Source organism: Microbacterium sp. CPCC 204701 (genome assembly GCF_004010105.1).
In the GTDB taxonomy this organism is placed as follows: domain Bacteria; phylum Actinomycetota; class Actinomycetes; order Actinomycetales; family Microbacteriaceae; genus Microbacterium.
This window is the reverse complement of the sequence record NZ_RRYE01000426.1, coordinates 1-2,386: the sequence shown is the minus strand read 5'-3', so window position 1 is coordinate 2,386 and position 2,386 is coordinate 1. Positions and strand designations below refer to the sequence as shown.

The 2,386-nt window shown below is 73.3% G+C and carries 2 protein-coding genes and 1 pseudogene; 1 reads left to right on the top strand and 2 read right to left on the bottom strand.

Annotation, left to right across the window (positions count from 1 at the left end):
• Positions 1 to 388: pseudogene (locus tag EIO58_RS16345) on the bottom strand (hydroxymethylbilane synthase); the annotation flags it as partial.
• Positions 385 to 1,095: a hydrogen peroxide-dependent heme synthase gene (gene hemQ / locus EIO58_RS16340; protein ID WP_127820371.1), complete on the bottom strand. Its 711-nt coding sequence runs from the start codon at positions 1,093 to 1,095 to the stop codon at positions 385 to 387. The gene hemQ and the pseudogene EIO58_RS16345, both read right to left, overlap by 4 nt.
• Positions 1,096 to 1,280: 185 nt before the next feature.
• On the opposite strand from hemQ, the gene EIO58_RS16335 reads away from it, so the two are divergent.
• Positions 1,281 to 2,210, top strand: coding sequence for an NADP-dependent oxidoreductase (locus EIO58_RS16335; protein ID WP_164861797.1), 930 nt, complete (start codon positions 1,281 to 1,283; stop codon positions 2,208 to 2,210).
• Positions 2,211 to 2,386 lie beyond the last annotated feature (176 nt).

Below are 2,386 nucleotides of genomic sequence, written 5' to 3'. Positions count from 1 at the left end.
CCATGCGCCGCGGCGAACCGGTGCCGACACGAGCCCCGGCGGGGAGCGTCTCGAGGGTGAGCCCGTCGCGCGCGCACAGCGCGTCGCGGGGATCCTCGCGCGCGGGGATCGCGGCGACGACGAGCTCGTCGTGCGGCGCGGTGGGGAGGTCTTTGAGCGAGTGCACGACCACGTCGCAGCGGCCCTCGCGCAGGGCGTCGCGCAGGGCGCCGGTGAACAGGCCCGTCCCGCCCGCGCGCGAGAGCGGCTCGTTCGAGCGGTCGCCGTCGGTCGTGATCGTCACGAGCTCGGTCGAGACCCCGGTCGCGTCGGCGAGGTCGTCGGCGACCATGCCGGTCTGCGTGAGGGCCAGCGTGCTTCCGCGGGTGCCGATGCGGATCGTGGTCACGACAGCACCTCGGCGATCTCTTCGATCCCGATGCGACGCCCGGTGAAGAAGGGCACCTCCTCGCGCACGTGGCGGCGCGCGTCGGTCTGACGCAGGTCGCGCATGAGGTCCACCAGCTCGACCAGCTCGGGGGCCTCGAGCGCGAGGATCCACTCGTAGTCGCCGAGGGCGAACGACGCGACCGTGTTGCTCAGCACCGTGCGGTGCTGGGAGCCCTTGCGGCCGTGGTCGGCGAGCATCCGGCGCCGCTCGTCGTCGGGGAGGATGTACCAGTCGTACGACCTCACGAACGGGTAGACGGTGAGCCACGACTCGGGGTCTTTGCCGCGCATGAAGGCGGGGAGGTGGCTGGCGGTGAACTCGGCGTCGCGGTGCACGCCCATCGCGTTCCACACCGGCAGCAGCGAGCTCAGGGGGGCAGCGCGGCGCAGCGTGCGCAGCGCGGCCTGGAGTGCCTCGGGCGGTGCGTTGCGGCCGTTCGCGCCGTGGAGCCACACCATGAGGTCGGCGTCGGCGCGGAGGGCCGAGACGTCGTAGAACCCGCGGACGGTGACGCCCGTCGCCTCGATCTCCGCGACGGTTTCGGCGAGGCGTCCGACGGGGGCGAGCCCCGGCCCGGTCGACGACCACTCGGGGTCTCGCCGGAAGACGGCCCACAGGGTGTAGCCGAGGGTTTCGGGAGAGGAGGTCGCCGAGGCATCCGTCATGCTTCCATCCTCCCACTCCGCGGCCGAGGGGCGATCCCGGCGCCGTCTGCGACTCCGACAGCCGGGGGCGCCGTGGGTGAAACGCCTCTTGCGCGGGACGGGCGGCGGGTATATCCATGGCCTGAGGCGCTCACTGGGGCCCGCGGAACCGCCGCGGGATGGACGCGCGGAAGGCCGGGGATCCCATGAAGGCATTTGCTGTCACCGCGCAGGGTGAACAGCCCGCGCACACCGATGTCGACATGCCGGAGCCTGAGCCGGGAGAGGCGCGCGTGCGCGTGATCGCGGCGTCGGTCAACGGCTTCGACCGCGCCGTCGCGGCGGGATGGATGGCGGCGTACGTCGAGCACCGCTATCCGGTCGTGCTCGGGCGCGAGTTCGCCGGCATCGTCGACGCGGTCGGCGATGGGGTCACAGGCCTGCAGGTCGGCGACCGGGTGCTCGGCGTCGTCTCGAAGCCGTTCCTACGCGAAGGCGCGTTCGCCGAGTTCACGACCGCCGCCGCGGACGGGGGGCTCGTCGTCGCACCGGGCAACCTCTCGGACGCACAGGCCGCCTCGCTCGGGCACACCGGCTCGACGGCGCTCACGATCCTCGCCTCGGCAGGTGACGTGGAGGGCAAGACCGTGCTCGTCGTCGGGGCGACGGGCGGCGTCGGAACGCTCTTCGTGCAGCTCGCCGCCGCGGCGGGGGCGGAGATCATCGCCACCGGACGAACGGCGAGCGGCCGCGAGCTGCTCGCCCAGCTCGGCGCGACGCACACGGTCGACTACGCCGACCTCGACGCGGTGCGCGCGCTCGCTCCCGACGGCGTCGACGTCGCGGTGCACCTGGCCGGCGACGCCGGTGAATTCGCGAGCCTCGTCAAGGACGGCGGCATGCTCGTCTCGCCGGTGCTGCCCTCACCCGACCTCTTCCCTGAGCAGGACCGCCTCACGCCCGTGCCCATCGCGGGCTACCCGAGCGCGGACGCGCTCGCGATCCTCGCCGAGCTGGCGGGCTCGGGCAGCCTGCAGGTGATCGTCTACCGGGAGCATCCCTTCGACAGGGCCGGGCAGGCGCTCGGCGAGTTCGGACACGAGACGATCGGGAACATCGTCATCCGGATCGGATGACGACGGCGACGGATGCCTCGGACGGGGCCATCGACCCCGTTCGGTCGCTAGCCCTCCCGCGTGTGGCGACCGGGGTCCGCGAGGAGCGCGGCGGCGGTGCGCTCGGCGTGCGCGACGATGCCGGCGAGCCCCGACCCGGCGACCGTCTCGCCGACGACGGCGAGCCCGGACGGGCC